Annotated in this window: 25 protein-coding genes and 1 pseudogene; 16 read left to right on the top strand and 10 right to left on the bottom strand. The window is 60.2% G+C overall.

The genetic code is table 11. The features are described 5' to 3' along the window. Positions 1–42 precede the first annotated feature (42 nt). Complete coding sequence (locus QTL94_RS16795) at positions 43–312, bottom strand: helix-turn-helix domain-containing protein (protein ID WP_065690418.1); 270 nt, start codon at positions 310–312, stop codon at positions 43–45. 95 nt (positions 313–407) lie between these two features. On the opposite strand from QTL94_RS16795, the gene QTL94_RS16800 reads away from it, so the two are divergent. Together QTL94_RS16800 and QTL94_RS28465 are read left to right on the top strand one after the other, a co-directional pair. Next, positions 408–1,298 (top strand): LysR family transcriptional regulator, encoded by an 891-nt coding sequence (locus QTL94_RS16800; RefSeq protein WP_289802581.1) that lies wholly within the window; start codon positions 408–410, stop codon positions 1,296–1,298. A 201-nt stretch (positions 1,299–1,499) separates the two neighbouring features. Then, positions 1,500–1,580: pseudogene (locus tag QTL94_RS28465) on the top strand (DUF1778 domain-containing protein); the annotation flags it as partial. 74 nt (positions 1,581–1,654) lie between these two features. Here QTL94_RS28465 and QTL94_RS16810 read toward each other — a convergent pair. The 4 genes from QTL94_RS16810 to QTL94_RS16825 are packed head-to-tail and all read right to left on the bottom strand — an operon-like array spanning position 1,655 to position 6,298. Continuing rightward, positions 1,655–2,521: an alpha/beta hydrolase gene (locus tag QTL94_RS16810; RefSeq protein ID WP_083199297.1), complete on the bottom strand. Its 867-nt coding sequence runs from the start codon at positions 2,519–2,521 to the stop codon at positions 1,655–1,657. Positions 2,522–2,535: 14 nt separating this feature from the next. Beyond that, entirely contained in the window at positions 2,536–3,984 is a 1,449-nt protein-coding gene (locus QTL94_RS16815) for an NAD-dependent succinate-semialdehyde dehydrogenase (RefSeq protein WP_065690486.1), read from the bottom strand. 56 nt (positions 3,985–4,040) lie between these two features. Next, on the bottom strand, positions 4,041–5,267 hold the full coding sequence (locus QTL94_RS16820) for an iron-containing alcohol dehydrogenase (protein WP_065690420.1): 1,227 nt from the start codon (positions 5,265–5,267) through the stop codon (positions 4,041–4,043). After that, a complete protein-coding gene (locus QTL94_RS16825) occupies positions 5,264–6,298 on the bottom strand; it encodes an Ldh family oxidoreductase (RefSeq protein ID WP_289802582.1) in 1,035 nt (344 codons plus the stop codon). The genes QTL94_RS16820 and QTL94_RS16825 overlap by 4 nt, the downstream gene beginning before the upstream one ends. A 110-nt stretch (positions 6,299–6,408) precedes the next feature. Between QTL94_RS16825 and QTL94_RS16830 the strand changes: the two genes are divergently transcribed. The 6 genes from QTL94_RS16830 (at position 6,409) to QTL94_RS16855 (ending at position 12,267) form a co-directional block, all read left to right on the top strand. Then, entirely contained in the window at positions 6,409–7,089 is a 681-nt protein-coding gene (locus QTL94_RS16830) for a GntR family transcriptional regulator (RefSeq protein ID WP_065690488.1), read from the top strand. Positions 7,090–7,117: 28 nt separating this feature from the next. Then, positions 7,118–8,677, top strand: a complete 1,560-nt coding sequence (locus tag QTL94_RS16835) for a sugar ABC transporter ATP-binding protein (protein WP_065690489.1) — start codon at positions 7,118–7,120, stop codon at positions 8,675–8,677. Beyond that, the gene (locus QTL94_RS16840) at positions 8,674–9,666 is read left to right on the top strand and encodes an ABC transporter permease (RefSeq protein ID WP_065690422.1); all 993 of its coding nucleotides are present in this window, start codon (positions 8,674–8,676) and stop codon (positions 9,664–9,666) included. The genes QTL94_RS16835 and QTL94_RS16840 overlap by 4 nt, the downstream gene beginning before the upstream one ends. A gap of 57 nt (positions 9,667–9,723) precedes the next feature. Then, complete coding sequence (locus QTL94_RS16845) at positions 9,724–10,674, top strand: substrate-binding domain-containing protein (protein ID WP_141683918.1); 951 nt, start codon at positions 9,724–9,726, stop codon at positions 10,672–10,674. Positions 10,675–10,736: 62 nt separating this feature from the next. Beyond that, a complete protein-coding gene (locus tag QTL94_RS16850; protein ID WP_065690424.1) occupies positions 10,737–11,354 on the top strand; it encodes a DJ-1/PfpI family protein in 618 nt (205 codons plus the stop codon). Positions 11,355–11,808: 454 nt separating this feature from the next. Further along, positions 11,809–12,267: a CBS domain-containing protein gene (locus QTL94_RS16855; RefSeq protein WP_275078378.1), complete on the top strand. Its 459-nt coding sequence runs from the start codon at positions 11,809–11,811 to the stop codon at positions 12,265–12,267. A gap of 375 nt (positions 12,268–12,642) precedes the next feature. Here the strand turns inward: QTL94_RS16855 and QTL94_RS16860 are convergent, their stop codons facing one another. Continuing rightward, positions 12,643–12,915 (bottom strand): usg protein, encoded by a 273-nt coding sequence (locus tag QTL94_RS16860; RefSeq protein ID WP_065690426.1) that lies wholly within the window; start codon positions 12,913–12,915, stop codon positions 12,643–12,645. A gap of 466 nt (positions 12,916–13,381) precedes the next feature. Here QTL94_RS16860 and QTL94_RS16865 point away from each other — a divergent pair, with 466 nt between their 5' ends. Together QTL94_RS16865 and QTL94_RS16870 are read left to right on the top strand one after the other, a co-directional pair. Then, positions 13,382–13,615 (top strand): hypothetical protein, encoded by a 234-nt coding sequence (locus QTL94_RS16865; RefSeq protein WP_065690427.1) that lies wholly within the window; start codon positions 13,382–13,384, stop codon positions 13,613–13,615. 48 nt (positions 13,616–13,663) lie between these two features. Further along, on the top strand, positions 13,664–14,086 hold the full coding sequence (locus tag QTL94_RS16870; protein WP_289802583.1) for a hypothetical protein: 423 nt from the start codon (positions 13,664–13,666) through the stop codon (positions 14,084–14,086). A 510-nt stretch (positions 14,087–14,596) separates the two neighbouring features. Here the strand turns inward: QTL94_RS16870 and QTL94_RS16875 are convergent. From QTL94_RS16875 to QTL94_RS16890, 4 genes are read right to left on the bottom strand one after another with little or no spacing between them, the layout of a single operon-like run. After that, positions 14,597–14,821, bottom strand: coding sequence for a hypothetical protein (locus QTL94_RS16875; protein WP_065690430.1), 225 nt, complete (start codon positions 14,819–14,821; stop codon positions 14,597–14,599). Positions 14,822–14,843: 22 nt separating this feature from the next. Further along, positions 14,844–15,122 (bottom strand): hypothetical protein, encoded by a 279-nt coding sequence (locus tag QTL94_RS16880; protein ID WP_065690431.1) that lies wholly within the window; start codon positions 15,120–15,122, stop codon positions 14,844–14,846. A gap of 49 nt (positions 15,123–15,171) precedes the next feature. Further along, positions 15,172–16,185: a substrate-binding domain-containing protein gene (locus tag QTL94_RS16885; protein WP_065690432.1), complete on the bottom strand. Its 1,014-nt coding sequence runs from the start codon at positions 16,183–16,185 to the stop codon at positions 15,172–15,174. 10 nt (positions 16,186–16,195) lie between these two features. Then, a complete protein-coding gene (locus QTL94_RS16890; protein ID WP_065690433.1) occupies positions 16,196–17,548 on the bottom strand; it encodes an ROK family protein in 1,353 nt (450 codons plus the stop codon). Positions 17,549–17,734: 186 nt separating this feature from the next. On the opposite strand from QTL94_RS16890, the gene QTL94_RS16895 reads away from it, so the two are divergent. The 6 genes from QTL94_RS16895 (at position 17,735) to QTL94_RS16920 (ending at position 23,802) form a co-directional block, all read left to right on the top strand. Continuing rightward, positions 17,735–18,547, top strand: a complete 813-nt coding sequence (locus tag QTL94_RS16895) for a sugar phosphate isomerase/epimerase family protein (RefSeq protein WP_065690434.1) — start codon at positions 17,735–17,737, stop codon at positions 18,545–18,547. Between the two features lie 44 nt (positions 18,548–18,591). Beyond that, entirely contained in the window at positions 18,592–19,713 is a 1,122-nt protein-coding gene (locus tag QTL94_RS16900; RefSeq protein WP_083199300.1) for a substrate-binding domain-containing protein, read from the top strand. A gap of 113 nt (positions 19,714–19,826) precedes the next feature. Next, positions 19,827–20,993 carry a levoglucosan dehydrogenase gene (locus QTL94_RS16905; protein WP_065690436.1) on the top strand — a complete coding sequence of 389 codons (1,167 nt, stop codon included), beginning with the start codon at positions 19,827–19,829 and terminating at the stop codon, positions 20,991–20,993. Then, positions 20,990–22,564 (top strand): sugar ABC transporter ATP-binding protein, encoded by a 1,575-nt coding sequence (locus QTL94_RS16910; RefSeq protein ID WP_289802584.1) that lies wholly within the window; start codon positions 20,990–20,992, stop codon positions 22,562–22,564. The genes QTL94_RS16905 and QTL94_RS16910 overlap by 4 nt, the downstream gene beginning before the upstream one ends. Further along, positions 22,557–23,492, top strand: coding sequence for an ABC transporter permease (locus QTL94_RS16915; RefSeq protein WP_065690438.1), 936 nt, complete (start codon positions 22,557–22,559; stop codon positions 23,490–23,492). The genes QTL94_RS16910 and QTL94_RS16915 overlap by 8 nt, the downstream gene beginning before the upstream one ends. 4 nt (positions 23,493–23,496) lie before the next feature. After that, complete coding sequence (locus QTL94_RS16920; RefSeq protein WP_065690439.1) at positions 23,497–23,802, top strand: putative quinol monooxygenase; 306 nt, start codon at positions 23,497–23,499, stop codon at positions 23,800–23,802. Positions 23,803–23,867: the final 65 nt, after the last annotated feature.

Raw genomic sequence — 23,867 nt, forward strand, 5'->3', positions numbered from 1 at the left:
TGGCCGCTGTCTCAGGATGCCAGATGAGAGTTCGGTCCAGTTCTAATTTCTTCCCTTAGGCTTCCGTCCGGACCGAAGTGGCTCGGGTTTTCCTTCACTCGGGCTGATTTCTTCGAAGAGGGACGCAACGCTGACGGAAAGAACATTTGCAATCGCCTCTAGCGTGGCCACCGTGACGTTTTCTTCGCCGCGTTCAACTCGCCCGACATAGGAGCGGTCGATGCTCGCCTCGAGCGCAAGCCTTTCCTGCGAGAGGCCCCGCTGCACGCGGATGCGCCTCAAATTCCAGCCTATGGTCTGCTTCGTGTCCATTTGCGCAGAACACAGTTAAACGGCTTGACAATCGACGGACTGTAGGTCCCATATTAATCCTTGCTTGCTGAATTGCCTAAGACGGAGGGTGAGCTGTGGAACTTCGCCAACTTTCCTTATTCAAAGCGGTAGCCGAGGAACTGCACTTCGGTCGTGCAGCTGCAAAGATGTGCATCGCCCAACCGGCATTGAGCAACCATGTCATGGCACTGGAGAAGGAACTGGGTTGCCCACTGTTCATCCGCTCGACCCGCCGGGTCGAGCTGACGAGGGCAGGGGCCACCTTCTATGATCGGGCGGTCCGGATCTTGAGCGAAATGGACCTGACCGCCGAACTGACACGGGCCGCCGGCGGCAGTCGTATTCGTCAGATCAAGATCGGAACCGTCTATCCCGCCACCATGGGCATGCTGCCGGTGTTCCTGGGCAAGATCGCGCATAAGTTTCCAGATGTCCGAATCCATATCGCCTCGGGCAATACCAGCGATATCATCCGTGGTCTGGAGACAGGGCAGATCAATCTTGGCTTCATCCGCCCCGTCGAAAACATCAGATCGTTGCGCTTCTTCTCGGTTGCCCATGAGAAGTACCTGCTGGCCGTGGCAGAGAGCAGTCCACTGGCTCTTCGCGACGAGATCTCGATCGAGGATCTGCGCGACCAGAAGATCATTGCCTTCAATCGTCAGAACCTTTCTTTTACGGAGCGCTATTTCAATGAGAAGTTCGAGAAATACGATCTGACGAAGAACATCGCCTATAGCTGCGATGACACCTATTCGCTCGTGTCACTTGTTTCCGCCGGGCTCGGCATCGGCTTTGCGCCGGAATGGACAATGGACATTCCCAACCGGACCTTCGTCCTCAAGAAGGTGAGGGGGATCGATTTCAGGATCGGGCTTGGCATTGCCTGGAACAGGGAAGATCCGACGGCATCGCGCGACGACATACTTGAGATTGCCAAGTCCATGGTGCGGGCGGCTCGGTGAGTATAATGCGCCGACGGCGGGACCCGGGAGCAGCCGAGAGCGCTGATCTATCCGGTACATTTTGCGCAGCGAAAGGAACTTCCGGTGCCCACTTCACGAACCGGTAAAAGCCGAGACGCACGCGTGCATAGTAATCAAGCCTGCGACCCGCGACTGATTGACAGTGCGCCCGAACCGTTTGGCAAGACGAGCACGGTTTTCATGCTTGAGGCTTCCGAGCGCCGCGCTGAGAAAGTGCTACTCGGCCGAACCATATGCACCGCAAGCCCTGAACTCTATGCCGAATATCTTGCACGGCTCGAAGCGCCGACACACCCCAATGAGCGTCTGAGAGCCGCGACATCGACCAATATGCTTCAAATCCGCGGGGCAGCACGACCATGCGTCGTCGCGTTTGTTTCACGGTGCCCGGCGGTTATGAAGCCGATCAGAAAGTCTCCCGCCTCGGTTCCCGGCACACCCAGGTCGCGGACAGAGCTCATATGATTGCGACCAGCCATGATCCTGGACGATACCGAGAAGCCTTGGGCTGCAAGGTGATTGTCGAAGGCATTGGATTGTTCATGAAAAGGACGTGTTTCGTCTTCGCCGACAGCCAGGACAACGTGACAATCCCCATCATGGCGCCGGGAAAGGGGTGTGAAGCGAGATACCTCGTCCTCGGTCAGCGCTATCTCCCTTTGCAAAAAAGATTGTTGCAGCGGCGCAAGATCATAAAGGCCGCCGAGCAGGAAAGCGCCCTGAACTCCGGAGGCTTTTTCGCTCTCCTCGAAGGTGAACGTCGCGAGATGCGCTCCCGCAGAGTGTCCGCTCACAGATAGATGCAAGGGATTGCCGCCATAACTTGCAATATGCTGGATGACCCATTCTTTGGCGCGGACGACTTGGTCGACAAGAACCTCCATGCGCTGCGCCGGCATGAGAGAATAATCAACGATCACGGCGATAGCACCCGCCAAAGTGACGGTGTTGGCGATGCAAGAGTAATCTCGCTTGGAGAACATCCGCCAATAGCCGCCGTGGACAAACAGGTGGACAGGAAGGTTCTGACGCGGACCCTTGGGAAAGAAGATGTCCACAGTTTCATCTGGTCCGTCGCCATATGCGACGTCCGGTATCATAGGAAGGGCTTCGCGCGCCCTCGCACTCGCCGCGACGATCTCACCAACAATGGCGTCGAAATCCGCGACATGGTCGCGGATCCGGAATGGGTCGGTTTCCATAAAAGCCCCCCGCTTCAGAAACTCGTAGCGATATATTTGGCTTCCATGAATTCGGCAATGCCATGGTGCTGTCCGCCCTCGCGCCCCAGCCCGCTCTGCTTTACGCCGCCGAACGGCGCTGCCGGATCGGAGACCAAGCCTCGATTGAGGGCGATCATACCTGCTTCGATGGCGGAGGAAACGCGCAGGCCGCGTGCAAGGTCACGCGTGTACACATAGGCCGCAAGCCCATATTCCGTATCGTTGGCACGCGCTATGGCTTCTTCCTCGTCATCGAAACGGTAAAGCGGTGCAACGGGACCGAAAATCTCCTCTGACATCATCTCGGAGCTTACCGGGACGTCGGCAAGGACAGTCGGCGGGTAGAAGAAACCAGACCCGGACGGCGTCTCACCGCCGCATAGAACGCGCGCACCCTTGGCTTTTGAGTCATCAACCAGGCGACTGATCTTTTCGACCGCCTTTCGAGTGATCATCGGGCCGCAGTCGGTCTCGGCGTTGATGCCCGGACCCACGTTCAATGCCGCCATGCGCCTGGTCAATCCCTCGGCGAATGCGTCATAGATGCCCGACTGCACGTAAAAGCGGTTTGCCGCCGTGCATGCTTCGCCCGCATTGCGCATCTTGGCGATCATTGCCCCGTCGAGAGCGGCATCGAGATCGGCATCATCGAAAACCACGAAAGGCGCATTCCCGCCGAGTTCCATTGAGCACGAGATGACATGCTTCGCTGCCTCTGCGAGCAGTTTTTTACCGACGCCTGTCGATCCCGTGAAGGAGAGCTTCCGGACACGCGGATCGGCCAGGACATGTGCCGTCATCGATCCAGGGTCAGTAGTCGTCAGAACGTTGACGACGCCCTTCGGCACGCCAGCCTCTTCGTAGATTGCCGCAAGCGCGTAGGCCGTAAGAGGCGTCTCGCTGGCAGGCTTGAGGATGACTGTACAGCCTGCGGCCAGGGCAGGGGCGATCTTGCGGGTTGCCATTGCTGCCGGGAAGTTCCAGGGCGTGATCATCAGGCAGATCCCTATCGGCTGATAATCCACGATGATGCGGTTCGTGCCGGACGGAGCGATGCCGAACTCTCCGGTGATGCGTACCGCCTCTTCGGCGTTCCAGCGGAAGAATTCGGCAGCATAGGCGACTTCGCCGCGCGCGTCCCGCAACGCCTTGCCGTTCTCCAACGAGATCAAGGTCGCCAGCATCTCCGAGCGTTCGACCATGAGTTCGAAGCAGCGTCGCAGGATCTCGGATCGCTTGCGGGGCGGGGTGGCACGCCAGGCAGGCGCGGACGCCGCTGCTGCATCAATGCATGCCTGGGCATCCTCTACCGTTGCATCGGGCACAGCTGCGAGAACGACACCAGTCGACGGGTCGACGACATCGATTTGCCGACCGGACTGCGAAGGCCGCCATGACCCGTCGATATAGAGCCCGCGTGCGGCTGCATCGATGTCGGGCATCTCGCGCTCGGTTGCATGGATCTGCTGGGCAATGGTCATGAGTCTCCCCTCGATGTTCAGATTGCGGAGGCGGCGAGATCGCCGTCGTAAGCTGCTCTTACAAGACGCTTCATCGCGTCGAGATCGAACGGCCTGGGATTGTTCTTGATGAGCCTGTCGATGCCGAAGGCCTGCTCTGCCGTCCAATCGAGCTTGTCGGCGGCCAGCCCGAGATCGGCAAGGGTGGGGGTGATACCGATCGCTGCGAACAGCCTGCGAATTTCCTCTATCGCGGCGACGGCAAGCTGCTTTGGATCGCCATCCATGCTGTGAAGGCCAAGCGCTCCGGCAATCTCGGCCATTTCGGAGGTGGAAGCCGACCTGTTGTAGTTCATCACGTACGGCATCATGGTTGCGACACCGAGGCCGTGGGCGGTGTGGGTCAGCGCTCCGGCCGGGTACTGGATGGCGTGGGCCGCTGCGGTCCCTGCTGTCCCGAAGGCGCAACCCGCTGCCAAGGCTCCCATCATGACATCGGCCCGGGCCTCTTCGTCAGAACCATCCATGCAAGCCTTTTCGAGACTGCGGCCCAGAAGCTTGATTGCCAACAGTGCAAAATGATCGGTGAGGGTGCTCTTTCCGATGAAGACGTGTTCTTGCGCCAAGGCGGGGTCGGTGCCTCTGCGAGCCGCAGTGAAAGCCTCGATAGCGTGGGTGAGGGCGTCGGCTCCGGCGATTGCGGTCAGTCCGGGAGGGCAGGTCATCGTCAGTTGCGGATCACAAATAGCTACGGCCGCAATAAGATGGGGGCTTGAGATGCCGACCTTCAGCGTGCGGTCGGTGTCGGAGATGACCGCAACCGGAGTGACTTCGGATCCCGTTCCTGCCGTCGTTGGTACGGCAATGACGGGGATCGTGGGACCTGGGACCTTGTACTCGCCATAGTAATCCTTCAACGCGCCGCCGTGGGTGAGCAGCAGGGCCGCACACTTCGCCATATCAAGGCAACTCCCTCCGCCGATCCCGATCACCAGATCGGGATCAAAGCTGCGTGCGTCCTCCACGCATACCGAAACGGTAGCGACCGGAACGTCAGGCTGGACACCATCATGAATCAGCACTGCAATGTTCGCAGCCTCCAGCGACTTGACGATCTCGGCGAAGACGGTCGTGCCTGCGAACCGTTCGTCCGTGCAGATCAGCGCGCGACTGCCTAGTTTGGCCGCAACCGAGGGGAGGGCATGGCGCTGCCCCTTGCCGAAGAGAATTTCACGAGGAAGACGAAGCGCGGCGAAAAGGGTCATTGTCCATGTCCTCTGACGGGTGGATTGTTCGAATAAGAAAGGGCGTTGAGCTCGTCCCAGAGTTTGGGGCTGATCTCGATTCCGTCCTTGTGCGCCTGTTCACGCCGCGACGATGCGCCGTCGCCGGGAACTGTCACGGGGCGCAAAGGATCAGCGGGGATGGAAGTTCGGATGCGCTCGAGATAGTCACTGAAGCGCCGGAGCAAGGCTGGCTCTGCACCGACGTCAATGACAATCAACACATCGCCCTTGTTGCAGATATTGTCGGCGTCGAGCGTGCCGCGCACGTCGGGGGCCAGCGCCGACCCCGCGATCGAGGCGACGAGGAGCTCGAGCGCCATCCCAAGAGCGTACCCCTTTGCATCGCCGAAAGGCGCGATCGATCCCCTTGTGGCAGCCGCGGCATCCGTGGTCGGCTTTCCGTTGCTGTCGCGAGCCCAACCTTGCGGAATGGCGACGCCGTTGGCAGCATGATGGTGGATCTTGCCCATTGAAACGAGACCGGTTGCCAGATCGACAACGAGCGGCCTTCCGGCCGTGGGAACCGCGATCGCGAGCGGGTTGGTTCCCAGCAGCGCGCGCGTCCCTCCATAGGGGTGAACAAGCGCTTCGCTCGAGGACATGGCAATGCCGATCTGGCCCCGATCGGCGACACATTCGACGTAGTGTGCAAGCATGCCGAGATGGTTGGAGTTGCGGATGCCTGCAACTGCAATGCCAGTTTCACGAGCCCTTTCTGCGATCCGGTCGAGCGCGGCATGGGCGACAACTGGTCCCAGTCCTTTCTGGCCATCAACCTCAAGGTACGAGGACGAGCGCCAGTTTTGCATTCCCGCGGCCGATGCGTCGATAAGGTCGCGCTCAATTCGGGACAAGATACGCGGCAGCCGCTGCAGTCCATGGGACGGATGGCCTTTCAGTTCCCCTTCCACCAGCACGCGTGCCTGCATTGCAGCGTGGGCCGCAGGCGTCCCGCGGTCCGCAAGGAGGCGTGTTGCTAACGCCACGGCGCCGTCTTCATCTACCCTCACGACATCTCCGATATAAAATCCTATAGGATATGGGATTGCATATCACGGAGCATCATGTTAGCGATGGGTTGTGTCAAGAGGCAAAAATAATGCAGGACCGGAATACGACGATGTTGAACGAAGCGCCCGACCCAAGTGGATTCATTCAGCGGAGCAACAGCCTCGCAGGCAGTGTCTATGACGCGATCTTCGCCCAGCTGATGTCCTTGAAGATTGCCCCAGGCGCGAGGATTACCGTCGACAACCTCGTCCGTGAACTCAACGTGTCGCAGACCCCAATCCGCGAGGCGCTTGGTCGCCTTGAGGGGGAAGGACTTGTCGTCAAGACCCATCTCATCGGTTACAGCGCAGCGCCTCAGATCGCTCGGAGACGTTTTGATGAACTCTATCAGCTCCGTCTGCTGCTTGAGCCTGCGAGCGCAGCCAAGGCTGCATCTGTCATGGACGAGCACAAGCTCTCTGCACTTAAAGAGGCCGCAGGTGTGATGGGTCGGCGAGACGGCGGCGACGAACGACTGCGCTATTCGACCTTCGCTCGCCAGGACGCGCTCTTCCACGACAAGATTCTGGAAATTGCTGGAAACGAGCTCATTCGCGAGACGCTGAACCATCAACACACTCACTTTCACATTTTCCGATTGATGTTTCACTCCCGGGTCACCGAGGAGGCTCTCGATGAACATGAGGCCCTGATCACCGCGTTCGCTGCGGGCGATGCTTCCGCGGCCGAAGTGGCAATGCGTGTCCATCTCGAGCACTCGCGTGACCGACTGCTCCCCGCGTTCGATTAAGAGGCCGCCGATGTCGAGCGTTGTGAGCATGGAACGAAACGGAGGGGCCTCGGCGACGGAGACCCATAGCGTTACGCGCGCCCCCGTTCTCCGCGCCGAGGGTATCTCCAAGCAGTACGGACCAGTTACGGTTCTATCTGATATCTCGCTCGATATCTTCCCGGGGGAGATCCACGCGGTCATCGGCGAAAACGGCGCTGGCAAGTCGACCTTCATGCGTCTCTTGTCGGGCTACGCCGAACCGAGCTCTGGATCTCTTTCCATGAGCGAGGCTGCGGTCCGGTTCTCCAGGCCGGAGCAGGCTCAACAGGCAGGTATCGTTCTTGTGCACCAGGAGATCCTGCTCGCAGACGCGCTTACTGTTGCAGAAAACCTGTTCCTCGGTCGTGAGCTGATGCGAAACGGGGTCGTCGACGACAAGGCCATGCGTCGTATCGCCAGGGAGAAGCTCTCCGAACTCGGCTGTGATGTGTCACCCAGTTCGCTGGTGCGCAACATATCGCTCGCTGATCGCCAGCTCGTTCAAATCGCTCGCGCGCTTCTCGACGACTATAAGCTTGCGATCTTCGACGAGCCGACTGCAGTCCTCACCGGGGAAGAGGTCGAGCGTCTGCTTTCGATCATCATGCGACTGAAAGAACAGGGCACCGCAATTCTATACATCAGCCACCGGCTCGATGAGGTGCAACGCCTGGCCGACAAGGTAACGGTGCTACGTGACGGCAAGATGGTTGGCAGCTATCCCGGCCACAGCCTAAGCCAGATGGACATGGCTCGCCTGATGGTCGGCCGCGATCTCGCCGCGCTCTATCCGCCCAAGCGGGTAAAGGCGCCAAGCGGCGTGGAACTGACTGTTCGAGACCTCTCGGTGCCAGGTTTCGTCAAGGGCGTGTCCTTCCAGGTGCGCCAGTCCGAGATACTGGGTTTTGCCGGGATGATCGGTGCCGGTAGGACGGAACTGTTCGAAGGCATCATGGGATTGCGCCCGGCAAAAGGTGTGGTTGAGTTGCTGGGCAAGCCCATCGACATCCATTCGCCGCGGGCAGCACTCGATGCGGGCATCGGGTATTTGACCGAGGACCGAAAGGGAAAAGGTCTTCTTCTGCGGGAAGGATTGGCACCTAACCTGACATTATCGGCTCTCGGTCGTTTTCACCCCGGGCTTCTGATGCACCGTCGCCGCGAGCGGGCCGCACTCGCTGACGCAATCGAGCAATACGATATTCGCCTCAAGAGTACGAGGGTCCAGGCGGGCCAGCTCTCAGGCGGCAACCAGCAGAAGCTGTTGCTCGCCAAGGTACTTCTCACCGCGCCGTCGATCGTCGTTATCGATGAGCCGACGCGCGGCATCGACATCGCCAACAAGGCGCAGATCTACGCCTTCATTCAGCAGCTGGTCTCGCAGGGCAAGACCTGCATCGTCATCTCGTCGGAGATGCAGGAACTGATTGGCATCTGCGACAGAATCCTTGTGATGCGTGAGGGGCGCATCGCAGGCGAGGTCTCTGGCGACGAGATGACAGAACACAATGTCGCGCTTTTGGCGACGAGCGATGCCGCTGAACGTGTTCAGGGAGGAACAAGATGACCGTATTAACAGGCTCCACTTCGGTCAGACCGGAGCGGGAATGGAATATCGGCTGGGCCGACGTCGGACCCTTTGTCGCTTTGGCCGCGCTGATGGTAATAGGCTTTGCGATCAATCCGGACTTTCTGTCCGCGACCAACCTCGGCAATGTCATCACGAGAAGCGCCTTCATCGCCATCATCGCCGTCGGCGCGACTTTCGTGATTTCCTCAGGTGGGCTCGATCTATCCGTCGGATCAATGGCCGCATTCATAACCGGAATCACCATCATGTTCATGAACCGGATGGCCCCGGAGTGGGGGGTAACGGCAATCCCGGCTGGCATGGTGGTCGCTGTCGCCGTGGGGTTGTTCTGCGGCCTGATGAATGGCCTGATCGTCACTGTCGGGAAGATCGAACCATTCATCGCCACGCTCGGCACGATGGGGATTTTCAGGGCGTTGATTACCTACATGTCGGACGGGGGCACCATCCCGATCGACCGCACCCTGCGCGACGCGTACCGACCGGTTTATTTCGGGACGGTCGCAGGTATCCCACTGCCTATCGTGATCTCGATCGCCGTTGCCGCGATCGCATCCTTCATCCTCTACAAGATGAAGTACGGGCGCAAATGCGCGGCCGTCGGCGCCAACGAGGACGTCGCGCGTTACTCCGGCATCTCGATCATCAAGACCCGCACGATCGCCTACGCGATCCAGGGTGCATGCGTTGCAATCGCCGCCATCTGCTACGTGCCGAGACTAGGAGCAGCCACTCCGACGACAGGTGTTCTTTGGGAGCTGCAGGTCATCACTGCGGTGGTGATTGGGGGAACCGCGCTTCGTGGCGGCAAGGGACACATTTGGGGAACGGTCGCTGGCGCGGTCATCCTTGAACTCATCGCCAACCTGATGGTGCTTTCCGACTTCGTCTCGGAATACCTCGTAGCAGGTGTCCAGGGTGTCATCATCATTATCGCCATGCTCATTCAAAGGTTTTCGAAATAATCCGTGTCAGGACCACACGGGTTCACGGTCTTAGGTCCAAATTCTGGGAGGAATGGAATGTCTACTACGAAATGGATAGCGGCAGCGGCCGTGAGTACTTTGTTCATCGCAAGTCATGGATTTGCCGCCGACAAGAAGGTCGTCGCGGTTTCGATCCCCGCAGCCGATCACGGATGGACGGCAGGTATCGTTTATCACGCGCAGGCGGCAGCCAAGGAAATCAACGCTTCATTTCCCAACGTCGAAGTCGTCGTCAAGACCTCGCCCTCGGCAACCGCACAGGTTAGCGCGCTCGAAGATCTCTCGGCAGGCCGCAAGCTCGATGCGCTGGTCATTCTGCCCTACACGTCCGAGGAGCTGACCACCCCTGTGAAAGCCGTCAAGGATTCGGGGACGTTCATCACGGTCGTCGATCGGGGCCTTAACGACCCGACCATCCAAGACCTTTATCTGGCGGGCGACAACATCGCCGTGGGCCGCAATACTGCAAAGTTCATGATCGACAAGCTCGGCGGCAAAGGCAATCTCGTTGTGCTGCGCGGCATTCCGACCGTGATCGACGATGAGCGTATCCAGGGTTTCCAGGACGCCATCAAGGGGACCGACCTCAAGGTTCTGGATATCCAGTACGCGAACTGGAACAGCGATGACGCCTTCAAACTCATGCAGGACTATCTTGCCAAGTACCCGCAGATCGATGCTGTATGGGCAAACGATGACGACATGCTGCTTGGCGTACTGGAGGCCGTCAAGGAGTCAGGTCGCAAGGACATCAAGCTGGCGCTTGGTGGTAACGGTATGAAGGACATTGTCAAGAAGGTCATCGACGGTGACGCAATGACCCCGGTCGAGACGCCTTACCCGCCTGCCATGATCAAGACTGCGATCTATATGACCGTTGCCAACCTCGTCGGGCAGGCGCCTGTGCGAGGAGCGGTCAAGCTGGATGCGCCGCTTATCACCCAGGAGAACGCCAAGGAATACTACTTCCCGGACTCTCCGTTCTGATTATCAACGTCAACAGGGGCGGCCAGCGCCGCCCCACCGCATGACCAAAGAGGAGTAAAATCATGCCAGGCAAGAAGATACTGATGCTGACGGGCGAGTTCACCGAGGAGTACGAGATCTTCGTCTACCAGCAGGCGATGGAAGCGGTCGGCCATACGGTGCATGTCGTCTGCCCGGACAAGAAGGCAGGGGATCTGATCAAGACCTCGCTACACGACTTCGAGGGCGACCAGACCTACACCGAGAAGCTCGGCCATTTTTTCACGATCAACAAGACGTTCTCGGAAGCCGAGGCGCAGCTTGATCAATACCACGCAGTCTATGCAGCAGGCGGGCGCGGGCCGGAATATATCCGCACCGACAAGCGTATTCAGGCCATGGTTCGCCATTTCCACGAGACGCGGAAGCCGATTTTCACGATCTGCCATGGCGTCCAGATCCTGATTGCAGTCGACGGGGTCGTGCGCGGGAAGCGTGTTGGTGCTCTTGGAGCTTGCGAGCCGGAAGTTACGCTCGCGGGTGGTACTTACGTCGATCTGTCGCCGACAGAAGCACTCGTTGATGGAAATATGGTTTCAGCGAAGGGATGGACAGCACTCGCAGCGTTCATCCGGGAATGCTTGAAGGTTCTGGGGACCGAGATTCACCATCGCGAAGATGTGGCTCAGGCTGCTGAATAATCAACCACGTTAGCTATGCTCGATCCGCAGCAGGCAGGGCCGCCAGCAACGGCGGCCCCGGCTTCTTCGGAAATACTGCATGTCTTTGTCCAAGCAGCGTCCCGCATGAACAGGACCTGGCCGGCATGTGCGAGAACCGAGGGTCCAATTTCGGGATCTCAGTGCTGTCGGGCGCGAGCACCAAACATGCTGCAAAGCCCCTCGAGGATCGTTGAGGGGAACACGCCAGAGGGTAGTTGGCCGTCTTGGGCGACGAAGAAAAGCTGCCCCAAGGAAGTGTTGACTGGCGCGAGGGAGACCGTGGCGAAGCTATTCCTTCGAGAGTTCGCGCCGGATTTACGCGTCGCCGGCACCGGTGCTTTGCGTTACGTCAAAGCGGCCGCCAAACCGACGCCGTATGGTTCACGCTCTTCCAGCTGGAGCCGTAAACATGACAATCCCTGCGAAGTCTGTGATGACAACGAATTTGGTTACGGTGTCGCCGGAGACCACCGTGGCCGAGGCGGCCAGGCGCATGCTGATCCACCAAGTCACCGCCGTACCGGTGGTGACACAAGATAACCGGCCGCTTGGATTGATTAGCGAAGGCGACGTGATGCGTCACTTCGGCGCGCAGTTTCAAAGCAAGCGAGCGCAATGGCTACGCATGCTGGCGGAAGGCGAGGCACTCGCGCCGGAGTTCCTCTCCGAAATCCGCCTCAACCAGCAGCACGTTCGCGACATTATGCAGTCGGCCATCATCTCCGCTGATGAGGAAACCTCGATTGCGGAGTTGGCTGATCTGATGCTGAAACACAGGATCAAGCGTGTCCTTATCCTGCGTGACGGCGTGTTGGTCGGCATCGTCAGCCGAGCTGATGTGGTTCGCGCCGTGGTCGAAAGACTGGACGACTTGCTTGAGCCAACGGATTAGCGCTGGAAGCGGATTGGCCGGTGGCAGACTTCGCCCAATACCGAAAAGAGAGAATTCAGATCCTAAGGATGTTTCGTTCGGCGACTTCGGTTCAAGTATTCGATACCACGTCCGACCCATCAACTCTTGAACAGCGCACAGGTCACCTCGAGTTCATCGCTCGAACGATCTCGTCGTCAGCGTCGGGCCTTGTCTCGTAGAGACACGGGCGCGCCGATCTTAGGGCATCACCATCTGGGCGTGCATTACGGCACACAGCGCTCGGGTACCAATACACCCAGGCGCTGGGGCAGGCGGCCCGGGAGCCTCATCCGACACGTTGTCACGTGCGTGACCGAGCTCATCGAGCCTAATCGCAGAATTCGGAATCAATCCTTACTGGAGCTTGAATTCGCCTTCAACGCGGCGCCATTCGTTCGGTCCGATCAGGCGCTGGTGCGTGTAGCGGACGGAATGCAGCGGCCCGTCGAGGTTTGCCTGCCAGTAAGCCAGGAACCTTTGCATCTCAGGGAAATCGGGAGCGAGGTCGTAATCTTGCCAAACGTAGGTTTGCAGTACAGATTCGAAATCGGGAATACGGTAGAGGATGTGTGCAGTGGTGAGCCCGTAGCCATTGAGCTGACATTCCAGGTCCGATGAAAATCGCATGCTTCATCTCCGTTTCATGACATTGCGAATGTGGCGTAAAACTTTGCGACTATCAACGGTTTTTCGAACGAAAGAACCGTGTTTGTTGTTCCTTTCCAGGATGTTAGCAGCCACTCTTTACGAGTGCTGATTTTTTCGTTTTGTCCCCTTGAAATCGGAAAAACGCCAAACCAGATCATTTTGTGCACAATGCTCGATTGAGGTTTTGCATCCGCCGGGACCCCATGGCCCCCGGTCAGGGATTGACGTCATCTTTTTTGTCCAACGGAGGAAAACATGTCGTTCCGACCGCTTCATGACCACAGTCTTGTCTCCGCCTGCTGGTGGCAACCGAAGCCATGATCGCAGAAAAACCCAAGAAGGACGCCGCATCGGCAATCCTCGCCGGCGCCGCCATGGGACTCCTAAGGCAATCGATGCTGGTCCGCCCTGCCGCAAGGGTGGGCCTTGGGAAATGGAGGAATAAATGGTTCAAACGATCATCAAGAAGTCGCAAGCGCCGCTCGATTCCCGTGATCTCGAAATTTGCCAGTACGTCTTCGATGAGCTCAGGGCGATGGCGGATGTGCCTCGCGATTCTGAAGAAGCCGAACGGATCGCTGCCATCGTGGTGGAGCTTTATCGCCAGGGCGTTCGCAATCCCGAACACCTGAAAACCATGGTTCAGGCTGCGCGCGGTCTGTTCGAAACGACCGCGTGACCACGAAAGGTACAAGGTCGATTGGACCTATATCAGTGGAGTTGGAGCATGAGAAAGGAAACGGATCACAATTCTGCAGCCAAGCATGCCGTAGCAACAATCAGCGCAGCGCATCTGTTGCACCCGGCCATGCACTTCGATCATCCCCGCGACGTTCTGACGGCGGGCGATATCAGCAAGGACGAGAAGAGGGCGATATTGGCCTCATGGGCGTCCGATATATCTACAATCGAATCAATGCCAGCCTGGCGACGTTACCCCGGGACAGACCACATCGTCTCCTACGACGAGGTTGTTGCGACTTTGAAGGCTCTTGATGGTAATGATCAAAACATGTTGGCGCAAAAGCAGACGGCTTGCGCCAACGACAACCGTGACCGCCGCTGGAGATGCCTGTCGCGCCCACCCGGCGGCTTCGGTCTGTGCAGCTACCGGAAGGGACGGCGTCGCAAACACGCATTCGAGATCTAGCCATTCCCTCTGATCGTCGCGTGCTTGGCCCGGACGCAGGGATGCTCTATTCACCGGCGTCACCTATCCCGAGCGAGCCGAACGGGTCGCTCACATGCCGATGAGCGCCTCGTCACAACGGCTCGATATCGCCGTCACGGCTGTTGCGTCGATACTCGAGGGACTATTGCCGCTCGTCTCCCGCGCTTTCCGGGCTTTCCTTCACCCTCCCGCGCCGGCGACCAGTCACAGGCGTGTTAAGCAGCAGTGACACTATCGCTATTGATTCGTGTCTCGGTGTAGCGTTCGATCCGCACGCCGTGCAGTTCAGCGTAAACGAGCCGCGGCTTCCGAGCGTCCTCTACGCGTGACGTTGCGGCGTCGTGATTGGCAATGGTTCGCAAGACGTCATCTTCCAATGTTCCGGCCGCTACATCGTGGTGGACATGATCGATCGCACAGGCGATATCCGCATTCACGCGAATGGATGACGCGGTTGGGTGACGCTTCGCTGATCAACTCAAAATCATGCTATCTGTCGTGCTCTTCCTCTTCGGCGCACAGCAGATCAACGAGCTCGGCAACCCTTCCTCCCGGCAGTCGCCGACCTTCACCTATCAAGGCTTCGTCGTTGCTGGCCCATGCAAATGCCTCGGCAAGTTCAGTCCGCGTCGCACCCGTCGCGATGACCTCGGCCACCAGCGTTTCATCGACAGGGCCAAGAATGGCGATAACGTCTTCGGAAGTCATGGTCATATCGTTGCTTCCTTCTCTTGCCTCATCCGAATCTGGTGACGCAGATGAAAAAATCAATTTCTGCGGCGAACAAACCATGGATCCTCGAAGGTGCAACCAGCTGAATTAAATCAGTATTGTTCGATATCCGGATATGGCGATGTGGGCAAATCTCGATTTCCATCATGTTCTGGTCGAACACCGGCTTGTAGAAGGCGCAGTCCCAGCTCAAGAGCACGGCCATCAAGAACTGATCGAAACGAACCCGCACGGCTGTTCGGTGCTGGGGCACTGCCCACAGCATCAGTTTGCCGGAAAGCATGGAGCCGACGAGCCTGGGCCGGCAGGCTCCATAAGGCTGCAAAAGACCGCTATTTGGTCGGGCCAACGAGGCTGAGCTTGCGTAGCACTTCGCGCGGCGCCGGCATACGCCAGACGGTCTGGAAACATTCCACGACATTTCGCGCGGTGACAGCAAGGCCGGGCAAGGCGACCCAGTCGGGGGCCAGGCGGCCAAGCAGAGCGGTCACGACGATGGAGGCCGCGGTTTCTCCCTGGCGGAAGGGTTGCTGCGCGGCGATGGCAACGAGGGGTTCGCTGGCGGCAAGTCCGATAGCGGCTTCCTGGCCAAGGTCCACCGTCGCCATGGAAAGCCTGTGTCCCATCGTGTCGAGAACCTGCGCGGCCGTCATTGCTGGCGTATCCCAGACGACAAACAGGCCGGCAAGCCTGGGGTGGGCTCCAGCGAGGTCTCGCGTAGTCTTCGCGACATCCGACAGGGCAGGGAACCGCCGCACGCGAAGCGTCAGATCCGGGCGATTGATCTGCATCCACTTCACAAAGGCTATTTCGCGTTCGTTCGTCGCGAAGAAATCCGCGTCATAGCCGAGCACGCCTACGTCCGCACCATCAGGCAGATGCGGCGACAAGCCTTCCGCCGCGATCTTCCCGAGCCCGAAATTGTCCGCCGAGACCAGCGAGATGTAGTCCTTGCCTGGAAGAAGGCCGGTCGGGACGTTGTCGAGCAGGACGAGTCTTATGCCGGCCGCGGAGACGCGCGAATGAGCCGCCGCCACTTTCGAATTGGCGACGGGCAGCGATATGATCGCGTCAGGCGCCTCGAGGATCAGGCGCTCCAGTGCTTCGATCTGTACCTCCGGGTTGAAGCCGCAGTCGACCACGTCGATGACCGCGACCCCGCAATTGCCAAGCGTGCCGACGATGCCCGAAAGCTGCTGCTTGGCCCAGTCGCTCTCAAGCGTGTGCAGCACGATCGCGACGCGGAAGCCACTTGCCCGTGCCCGCTCCATGTCCTCGGGCAGGAGCAGCACCCGCTCGGGTGCCGACGCGCGCTCACCATGGGGGCCAAGACCAGTAATTGCCATTCATTCCTCCTTACATGTCCGGCGGCCGGACATTGTCTCCCTTGATGGCCTTCCGCTGGGCGATCTCGTTCTTCATCTGCTGGAATAGCGGATGCGCCTGGGGCCGGCCCGACATGATCCAGTCTCGCAGCATGGGTGCTGCGAACAGGCCTTCGGTCGCGACGATGGCGGCCCCGACAAGCCCCGACGAGCTGCCCATCTGGGAGCGGATGATCTGCAGATCGCGGCTGACGAGCGGGTGGCAGGCACCATAAATTGCCTCCCGCGCCGACGCGAGAAGAATGTCATTGGTCTGGGCGATCGAACCGGATAACACGATGAGCGCCGGGTTCAGCATGTTGGCGAGCGTCGCGACCACCTGGCCGATCAGCCGGCCACTCTGCGACAGGATCTCGATTGCCGCAGCATCGCCAACCTGGGCGGCCTGGGCGACTTCCAGCGCCGTAATGTCGCCGCCGCGTCGCACAAGCTCGGCGAGGACCGGGCTCGCTCCGTTCTCCGCCGCGAGCCTGCCGTCCTGGGCTATGTGGTCCGATCCCGCCATCGCTTCGAGCGTGCCGGCCCTGTCGCCCAACGTCACCGGTACGGAACCGATGAGGCCGACCGTACCCTGAGCGCCGCGAAACAGCACCCCTTCGCTTGCCAGTCCGGCGCCGATCCGTTTGCCGACCTTGACCAGCAGCATCGTGCGTTGATTGCGTCCGGCCCCGGCGTGGAGTTCGCCCATCGTCATCGTTTCGACGCTGGAGCGAAGCCAGACTGGAGCATCAAAGGCTGCAACCAGTGTCTCGACCAGCGGAAAGCTTTCCCAGCCCGGGAGGACACCCGGTGTGGTACGCTGAAAAAGCGCCTCGCCGCCGTCGGAAACGGCGCCGGGTACGGAAATGGAGATGCCGTAGAGCTGAGGATTTGACTGCCGCTCGAGAATCCAGCGGAAGAGCGTCACCAGCCGTTCCGCAAGGGCCGAGACCGGTTGAGCGAGTTCGGTCGCCTCGTGATGTTCCATGAGCAGTGAGCCGGCGAGATCGGCAACGCCGACGCCGAGTGCGGTCTGGTCGAGCGTGGCGACGAGAATGCGTCCGCGATCCGCCGCAAACCGCACGAGGCGTGGCGCCCGGCCTCCGGTGGCGGTGCCAAGCTCGCTTTCATCGACGAGACCGAGTTCGCTGAGCATTCCGAGCCTATCGGCGACGACAGCGCGCCCAAGCTCGCTTTGGCGCTCGATTTCCTGGCGAGTGGTGGCCTGTTCGGTGCGGACAAGATTGAGGATATCGACGAGGCTGGGTGCGGCGGTCTCGGAGACGCGCGGACGGCCTTTGCGGCGCGGATGTCCATCAGTTTGCATGCTCGCCGTCGTCGGCATGGTTTTTCCTTCCTGGCCGCTTCGCCTTCCTTCCCTTGATAAAGCTGCTCGTTTCGACTGGCAACACCATACTTTTGCATTAAAACAGCAAAAGAAAGCCATGATATGCAGATAAATAATTGACATCGATTTTTCTTCGACGTAAGACTTGCTGCAAGTCACGACGGTCACTGGGAGGAGGCGCCGATGTCGAACTTCAAGCTCGCTTATCATGCGAATTGCTGGGGCAGCCTTGGCGGGGATCCCGTCGGCGTTACGTCGATCACCAATCTCGCCTACCGGACGTTCGGCGACATGCGTCGCGCCTTCGCTGATATCGCCGTGGCGGGCTACGAGGGTGTCGAGCTTTTCGACGGCAACCTTCTCGATTTTAGGTCCGAAGACATGCGCTCCCTGCTTGCCGACAACGGTCTCGCGCTCGTTGCGACCTATGCCGGCGGCAATTTCATCTTCGATGATATCTTGCCAGAGGAGCTTGCCCGGGTCGTTCGTGCCGCCGATCGCGCCGCTGAACTCGGGGCGCCGCATCTCGTTGTCGGTGGCGGCGCGAAGCGCTTCGATGGCATCCGCGAGGCGGATTATCACAAGCTCGCGGCAGCACTCGACCGGGTGAAGGAGATCGCCGAAGCGCGGGGTCTTACCGCCCACTATCACCCGCATCTTTCCACGATCGTCGAAGGACCGGCGCAAGTGCGCAAGATCTTTGCGCTCACCGGTATCAATTTCTGCCCGGACACGGCCCATCTCGCCGCTGCCGGCGGCGATCCCGCGGCGCTGGTCCGCGAGCACGCGGCACGCATCTCCTATGTGCACCTGAAAGGGTATCAGAGAGAGCCCTTCGCCTTCACACCGATCGATCGCGGCGACGTCCCAACGGACGGGATCATCGCGGCCCTACGAGAGACCGGCTTTGCCGGCTGGCTTTGTACCGAACTCGATTCCTGGCCTGATCCGCTGGAGGGAGCGAAAGCGAGCATGGCCTATCTTAAATCGGCCTGACGGCCGTGACCGGGGCTGGAGCCCCATTTTCGGGAGGAAAAGTGATGATAAAAAGACGAACTCTGTTAGGCACGGCCGCCGTGCTGGCGCTCACTCTTGCACATGGCGTACCGGCATTCGCCGATCCGGACAGCGCGCTGGCGCAACTTCAGAAGACAGTTCTCTCCAAGGGACCTTCGGGCGAATCTCCGTCGCCGGCCTCCGATGTGACGCTGACTGACGAAGAACTGACCAAGATCAAGGCGATGAACGCGACGGCTGCGATCGTCATGCACTACGGCGGCAACGACTGGTCGCGCGCCCAGATCAACGGTCTGAAGACACAGTTTGCCGCCATGGGCATCAAGGTGCTTGCCGTGACCGACGCCGGCTTCAAGCCGGAAAAGCAGGTCTCCGACATTGAGACCATCATGGCGCAGAAGCCGAGCATAATCGTCTCGATCCCGACAGACCCTACGGCGACCGCCGGGGCATACAGGGCGGCAGCGGAGGCCGGCACCAAGCTCGTTTTCATGGATAACGTGCCGACCGGTTTCGTGGCCGGGAAGGACTACGTTTCGGTCGTGTCGGCAGACAACTACGGCAACGGCGTCGCCGCGGCACATCTCATGGCGAAGGCGCTGAAGGGAGAAGGCGATATCGGACTGGTCTTCCATGCCGCCGACTTCTTCGTTACCAAGCAGCGCTACGATGGCTTCAAGGCGACGATCGCGTCCGACTACCCCAATATCAAGATCGTGGCCGAGCAGGGCATCGGCGGACCAGATTTCTCGGGCGATGCGGAAAAGGCGGCTTCGGCTATCCTCACCTCCAATCCGACCATCAAGGGCATTTGGGCGGTTTGGGACGTGCCGGCCGAAGGTGTGATCTCGGCAGCGCGCGTTGCCGGTCGAGACGATCTCGCCATCACCACGATCGATCTCGGCGAGAACGTGGCGATCTCGATGGCCCAGGGTGGTTTCGTCAAGGGGCTTGGCGCGCAGCGGCCCTACGACGCCGGCGTGGTCGAAGCCAAGCTTGCCGGCTATGCGCTGCTCGATAAGCAAGCACCCGCCTTCGTCGCGCTGCCGGCGCTACCGGTGACGCGCGAGACGCTGCTCGAGGGCTGGAAGGCGGTCTATTCAACCGAGGCGACCGACAACATCAAGTCAAGCCTCGGACAGTGACCGACCACGCCCGGGGCGCGACGACCGTGCCCCGGGCCGAATGATTTGATCCGGCTTGCGCCGGCAGATGAACGCGGCTCGTTGCAGCCAACCTCTTTCATTGGAGAAAACTGATGACCAAAGTGATGAACGTCGCCATGATCGGCGGCGGTTTCATGGGCAAGGCGCATGCCATGGCTTATGCCTCCATGCCGATGTTCTTCTGGCCGGCGCCGGCCATTCCACATCGCAAGGTCGTTGTCGACGTGACAGACGGCATGGCAGAGGAGGCGCGCCAGCGCTACGGTTTCGAAGAAGCGTCCTCCGACTGGCGCGCCGTCGTCAACCGGCCGGATATCGACGTCGTGGACATCTGCACGCCGAACAACGTGCATGCCGAGATCGCCATTGAAGCGGCGAAGGCCGGAAAGCATATCATCTGCGAGAAGCCGCTCGCCCGTACCGTCGAGGAAGCGAGGGCGATGCGCGACGCGGCGAAGGCCGCCGGCATCGTTCACATGGTTGCCTTCAACTACCGCCGTACGCCGGCTGTGGCGCTCGCCAGGAAATATATCGAAGAGGGCCGCATCGGCCGGATCCTGAATTTCCGCGGCACTTATCTGCAAGACTGGTCGGCAGACCCGGATTCACCGCTCTCCTGGCGCTTCCAGAAAAAGATCGCCGGATCAGGCTCGGTCGGCGACATCGCCACCCATGTGGTCGATCTTGCGCACTATCTCGTCGGCCCGATCGCCGAGGTGAACGCGCTGACGACGACTTACAACAAGACGCGGCCGCTCCAGCAAGGCGGCATCGACAAGCTCGGCGCGGCGGAGAAGGCGACTGATGTCGAACGGGGTGAGGTGGATGTTGACGACGAGGTCGTCTCGATGCTGAAATTCGAGGGCGGTGCAATCGGAAGCCTGGAAGCAACCCGCAACGCCTATGGCCGGAACAACTTCATCACTTTGGAAATTCACGGCACCAAGGGCTCGATCCACTTCAATTACGAGCGCCGCGACGAGCTGCAGGTGATGTTTGCCGACGATCCGGGCGATGCCCGCGGCTTCCGCACCATCTATACCGGCCCGGCGCATCCCTATGGCAACGGCCTGTGGCCGATCCCTGGCCTCGGCATCGGTTATTCGGAGACGAAGATCGTCGAGTGCTACGATTTCTTCTCGGCCATCGCGAAGAACCGGCAGCCGAGCCCGAACTTCGAGGACGGCCTGCTGACCGAACTCGTCGCCGACGCCCTTATCCGCTCCGGTGAGACGGGACAATGGGAGAAGGTGGGATGACTGCGAGTGCCGCTGCCGTCCGCATGACCGGCATTTCAAAGGCTTTCGGGGGGGTGCGCGCGCTCGAAGACGTATCCTTCGAGGTCCTGCCGGGCGAAGTTCATGCTCTGCTTGGCGGCAATGGCGCCGGCAAGTCAACGATCCTCAAGGTGCTGAACGGGGTGCATCGCCCCGACCAGGGGGCAATCGAGGTTGGCGGCGTGCCTCTGACGACGCATACGCCGGAGGCGTCGCGCGCGGCCGGCATCGCGATGAACTACCAGGAAATGAGCCTGGTCCCGACGTTGACGGTCGCCCAGAACATCTTCCTGACGCGCGAGTGCCGTGACGGAACGGGGTTTATCGATGACCGGGAAGCCGAGCGGCGCGCGGCGGGCATCTTCGCACTCCTCGACGTCTTCGTCGACCCGAAGGCCGTGGTCGGCGATCTCGGCGCCGGCCAGAAACAGTTGACGGAGATTGCCAAGGCAATCTCGCAGGATGCCAGGGTGTTGGTTCTGGACGAACCATCGACGGCGCTTGCCGTTTCCGATGTCGAGCGGCTCTTCATCTTCCTGCGCAAGTTGAAGGCGAAAGGGGTGGCGATCATCTATGTCAGCCACCGCATGGACGAGATTGCTCGCATCGCCGATCGCGCGACGATCCTGCGCGACGGTCGCCACGTCATCACTGCGCCGCTTAGTGAATTGCCGATCGACACGATGATCGAACATATCGTCGGCCGGCGCTCCAAAGGGCTGTCGGACGTCGAGCGCGGCGAGGCCGTGAAGGGCGAAGTGCTGTTGGAGCTCGCGAATGTCAGCGGTCGTCAAAAGCCGGAGAACATTTCCCTGACGTTGCATCGTGGCGAAATCATAGGGCTTGCAGGTCTGCTCGGGTCGGGCCGTTCGTCGCTTGCGCGGGTGATTGCCGGCATCGACCCGGCCGTCAACGGAGAGATATACATCAAGGGCGGTGCGGTCGCGTTCCGCAAGCCGGGCGACGCTATCGCTGCGGGTGTCGCGCTGGTGCCGGAAGCGCGTGCGACGCAGGGCATCATCCCCGCCCATTCTGTCGCCTCAAACATGATCCTTGCCGTCATCGATCGGCTTTCCACGGGCGGCCTCGTTGATACGAAGGCCGCAAACGATCTGACCGACGCGCAAATCGAGCGCCTTCGCGTGAAAACGGCGAGCCGCGATCACGCCGTCTCGACGCTTTCGGGCGGCAACCAGCAAAAGGTCGTCATCGGCAAGTGGCTTGCGACCAACCCCGACATCCTCATTCTCGACGAGCCGACCGCCGGTATCGATATAGGCTCGAAATCCGAGATCATCCGCCTGGTGCGCGAGCTTGCCGCTGCCGGCAAGGGCATCATCATGATCTCGTCCGAACTTTCCGAGCTTTTGACCGCCTGCGACCGCATTCTCGTTATGTCCGAGGGGCGCGTCCACCAGGACCTGGCGCGCGAGGCGCTTGATGACCCGTCGGTGCCTCGCGATGACCTTGCGCACCGTCTCCAGGCGGCCGAACAGCGGCTGCAGATCGAAATCCAGAAAGCCCTTGCGGTTCAAGAGGTATCCAATGGCTAACGCCATCTTCGCCAACTGGCGCCAGAACATCATCTACATTGGTTTCATCGTCATCTTCCTCGTCTTCGCGGTGGCGTTGGCCGACAAGGGGTTCCTCAATCCCAACAATTTGCTCAACATCGTGCGGCAAACGGCGATGATCGCCGTCATGGCGATCGCCATGACCTTCGTGCTTTCGGCCGGTGAGATCGATCTTTCGATCGGCGCGGTCGCTGGCCTCTCGACCGTCACCGTTGCAATGGCGATTGCCGCCGGAGGGCCGCTCGTCGGCGTCGGGGCCGGCATCGCCACCGGGCTTGCGGTCGGCATGTTCAACGGCTGGCTGACCACCCGTATTGGCATTCCCTCGTTCCTCACCACGCTCGCCATGATGGGCATCGCCAAGGGCGTCGCCATGTGGATATCCGCAACGGCGGCGGTACCGATCCTGTCGACCGGCTATGCCTGGCTCTTCGGCGGTGGCAATCTCGGGCCGGTGCCGGTGCTGCTGTTCTGGATGGCAGTGCTTGGCGGAATCGGCCATGTCGCGCTGCGGCGCTCGGGCTTCGGCAGACGGGTGCTGGCGACCGGCGGCGGCGAGACGGCGGCGCGCTATTCCGGCATCGACACGAAGGCAATCAAGTTCAAGGTGCTGGTCATCTCTTCGCTGGCGGCAGCGCTCGCCGGCATGCTCTATGCGGGGCGCCTGCAATCTGGCCGCTTTCAGCTTGGCGAGGGCGACGAACTTTCGGTCATCGCGGCTGCGGTGCTCGGCGGCACAAGCCTATTCGGTGGCAGGGGGACGGTGATCGGGACCATCGTAGGCGCCCTGATGATCGGCCTCATCAACAACGGTCTCATTCTGATGGGGCTCGAATTCAGCCAGCAACTGATCGCCCGCGGCGGCATCATCATCCTTGCCGTCGCGCTCAGCCAGAAGCGGAGCTGATGCCATGACCGTTTCGCTCATTGCGACACTGACAGCCCGCCCGGAAACGCGAGAAGAGCTTTTCCGCCTTCTCGTCGATCAGGTCGAGCCAACCCGGGCCGAAAACGGCTGCATAGACTACAACCTTCACGTCGATGCCAGGGATCCACACGTCTTCGTGTTCTACGAGAAATGGCAGAGCCAGGCGGATCTCGACGCCCACATGGAAATGCCTCACCTGAAGCCGCTGCTGAGCCAGATCGACCGCTTGCTGGCAAAACCGATCGACATATGGCGGCTGCTTCCGGCGCAGCCCACGGGGAACGGTTGATCGCACTGCGCCTGATGAGGGCGGCTATCACCCGCTGCCCGCGAAACGGCCTTGGTCGCTCCTCG

Source organism: Rhizobium sp. S96, assembly GCF_030382195.1.
Taxonomy (GTDB): domain Bacteria; phylum Pseudomonadota; class Alphaproteobacteria; order Rhizobiales; family Rhizobiaceae; genus Rhizobium.

What these genes read in the sequence shown, in the direction of transcription:
- QTL94_RS16795 (WP_065690418.1), bottom strand. Translation starts at nt 312, where the DNA reads ATGGACACGAAGCAGACCATAGGCTGGAATTTGAGGCGCATCCGCGTG.
- QTL94_RS16810 (WP_083199297.1), bottom strand. Translation starts at nt 2,521, where the DNA reads ATGGAAACCGACCCATTCCGGATCCGCGACCATGTCGCGGATTTCGAC.
- QTL94_RS16815 (WP_065690486.1), bottom strand. Translation starts at nt 3,984, where the DNA reads ATGCCCGACATCGATGCAGCCGCACGCGGGCTCTATATCGACGGGTCA.
- QTL94_RS16820 (WP_065690420.1), bottom strand. Translation starts at nt 5,267, where the DNA reads ATGACCCTTTTCGCCGCGCTTCGTCTTCCTCGTGAAATTCTCTTCGGC.
- QTL94_RS16830 (WP_065690488.1), top strand. Translation starts at nt 6,409, where the DNA reads ATGTTGAACGAAGCGCCCGACCCAAGTGGATTCATTCAGCGGAGCAAC.
- QTL94_RS16835 (WP_065690489.1), top strand. Translation starts at nt 7,118, where the DNA reads ATGGAACGAAACGGAGGGGCCTCGGCGACGGAGACCCATAGCGTTACG.
- QTL94_RS16840 (WP_065690422.1), top strand. Translation starts at nt 8,674, where the DNA reads ATGACCGTATTAACAGGCTCCACTTCGGTCAGACCGGAGCGGGAATGG.
- QTL94_RS16845 (WP_141683918.1), top strand. Translation starts at nt 9,724, where the DNA reads ATGTCTACTACGAAATGGATAGCGGCAGCGGCCGTGAGTACTTTGTTC.
- QTL94_RS16850 (WP_065690424.1), top strand. Translation starts at nt 10,737, where the DNA reads ATGCCAGGCAAGAAGATACTGATGCTGACGGGCGAGTTCACCGAGGAG.
- QTL94_RS16855 (WP_275078378.1), top strand. Translation starts at nt 11,809, where the DNA reads ATGACAACGAATTTGGTTACGGTGTCGCCGGAGACCACCGTGGCCGAG.
- QTL94_RS16860 (WP_065690426.1), bottom strand. Translation starts at nt 12,915, where the DNA reads ATGCGATTTTCATCGGACCTGGAATGTCAGCTCAATGGCTACGGGCTC.
- QTL94_RS16865 (WP_065690427.1), top strand. Translation starts at nt 13,382, where the DNA reads ATGGTTCAAACGATCATCAAGAAGTCGCAAGCGCCGCTCGATTCCCGT.
- QTL94_RS16870 (WP_289802583.1), top strand. Translation starts at nt 13,664, where the DNA reads ATGAGAAAGGAAACGGATCACAATTCTGCAGCCAAGCATGCCGTAGCA.
- QTL94_RS16875 (WP_065690430.1), bottom strand. Translation starts at nt 14,821, where the DNA reads ATGACCATGACTTCCGAAGACGTTATCGCCATTCTTGGCCCTGTCGAT.
- QTL94_RS16880 (WP_065690431.1), bottom strand. Translation starts at nt 15,122, where the DNA reads ATGCTTTCCGGCAAACTGATGCTGTGGGCAGTGCCCCAGCACCGAACA.
- QTL94_RS16885 (WP_065690432.1), bottom strand. Translation starts at nt 16,185, where the DNA reads ATGGCAATTACTGGTCTTGGCCCCCATGGTGAGCGCGCGTCGGCACCC.
- QTL94_RS16890 (WP_065690433.1), bottom strand. Translation starts at nt 17,548, where the DNA reads ATGCCGACGACGGCGAGCATGCAAACTGATGGACATCCGCGCCGCAAA.
- QTL94_RS16895 (WP_065690434.1), top strand. Translation starts at nt 17,735, where the DNA reads ATGTCGAACTTCAAGCTCGCTTATCATGCGAATTGCTGGGGCAGCCTT.
- QTL94_RS16900 (WP_083199300.1), top strand. Translation starts at nt 18,592, where the DNA reads ATGATAAAAAGACGAACTCTGTTAGGCACGGCCGCCGTGCTGGCGCTC.
- QTL94_RS16905 (WP_065690436.1), top strand. Translation starts at nt 19,827, where the DNA reads ATGACCAAAGTGATGAACGTCGCCATGATCGGCGGCGGTTTCATGGGC.
- QTL94_RS16910 (WP_289802584.1), top strand. Translation starts at nt 20,990, where the DNA reads ATGACTGCGAGTGCCGCTGCCGTCCGCATGACCGGCATTTCAAAGGCT.
- QTL94_RS16915 (WP_065690438.1), top strand. Translation starts at nt 22,557, where the DNA reads ATGGCTAACGCCATCTTCGCCAACTGGCGCCAGAACATCATCTACATT.
- QTL94_RS16920 (WP_065690439.1), top strand. Translation starts at nt 23,497, where the DNA reads ATGACCGTTTCGCTCATTGCGACACTGACAGCCCGCCCGGAAACGCGA.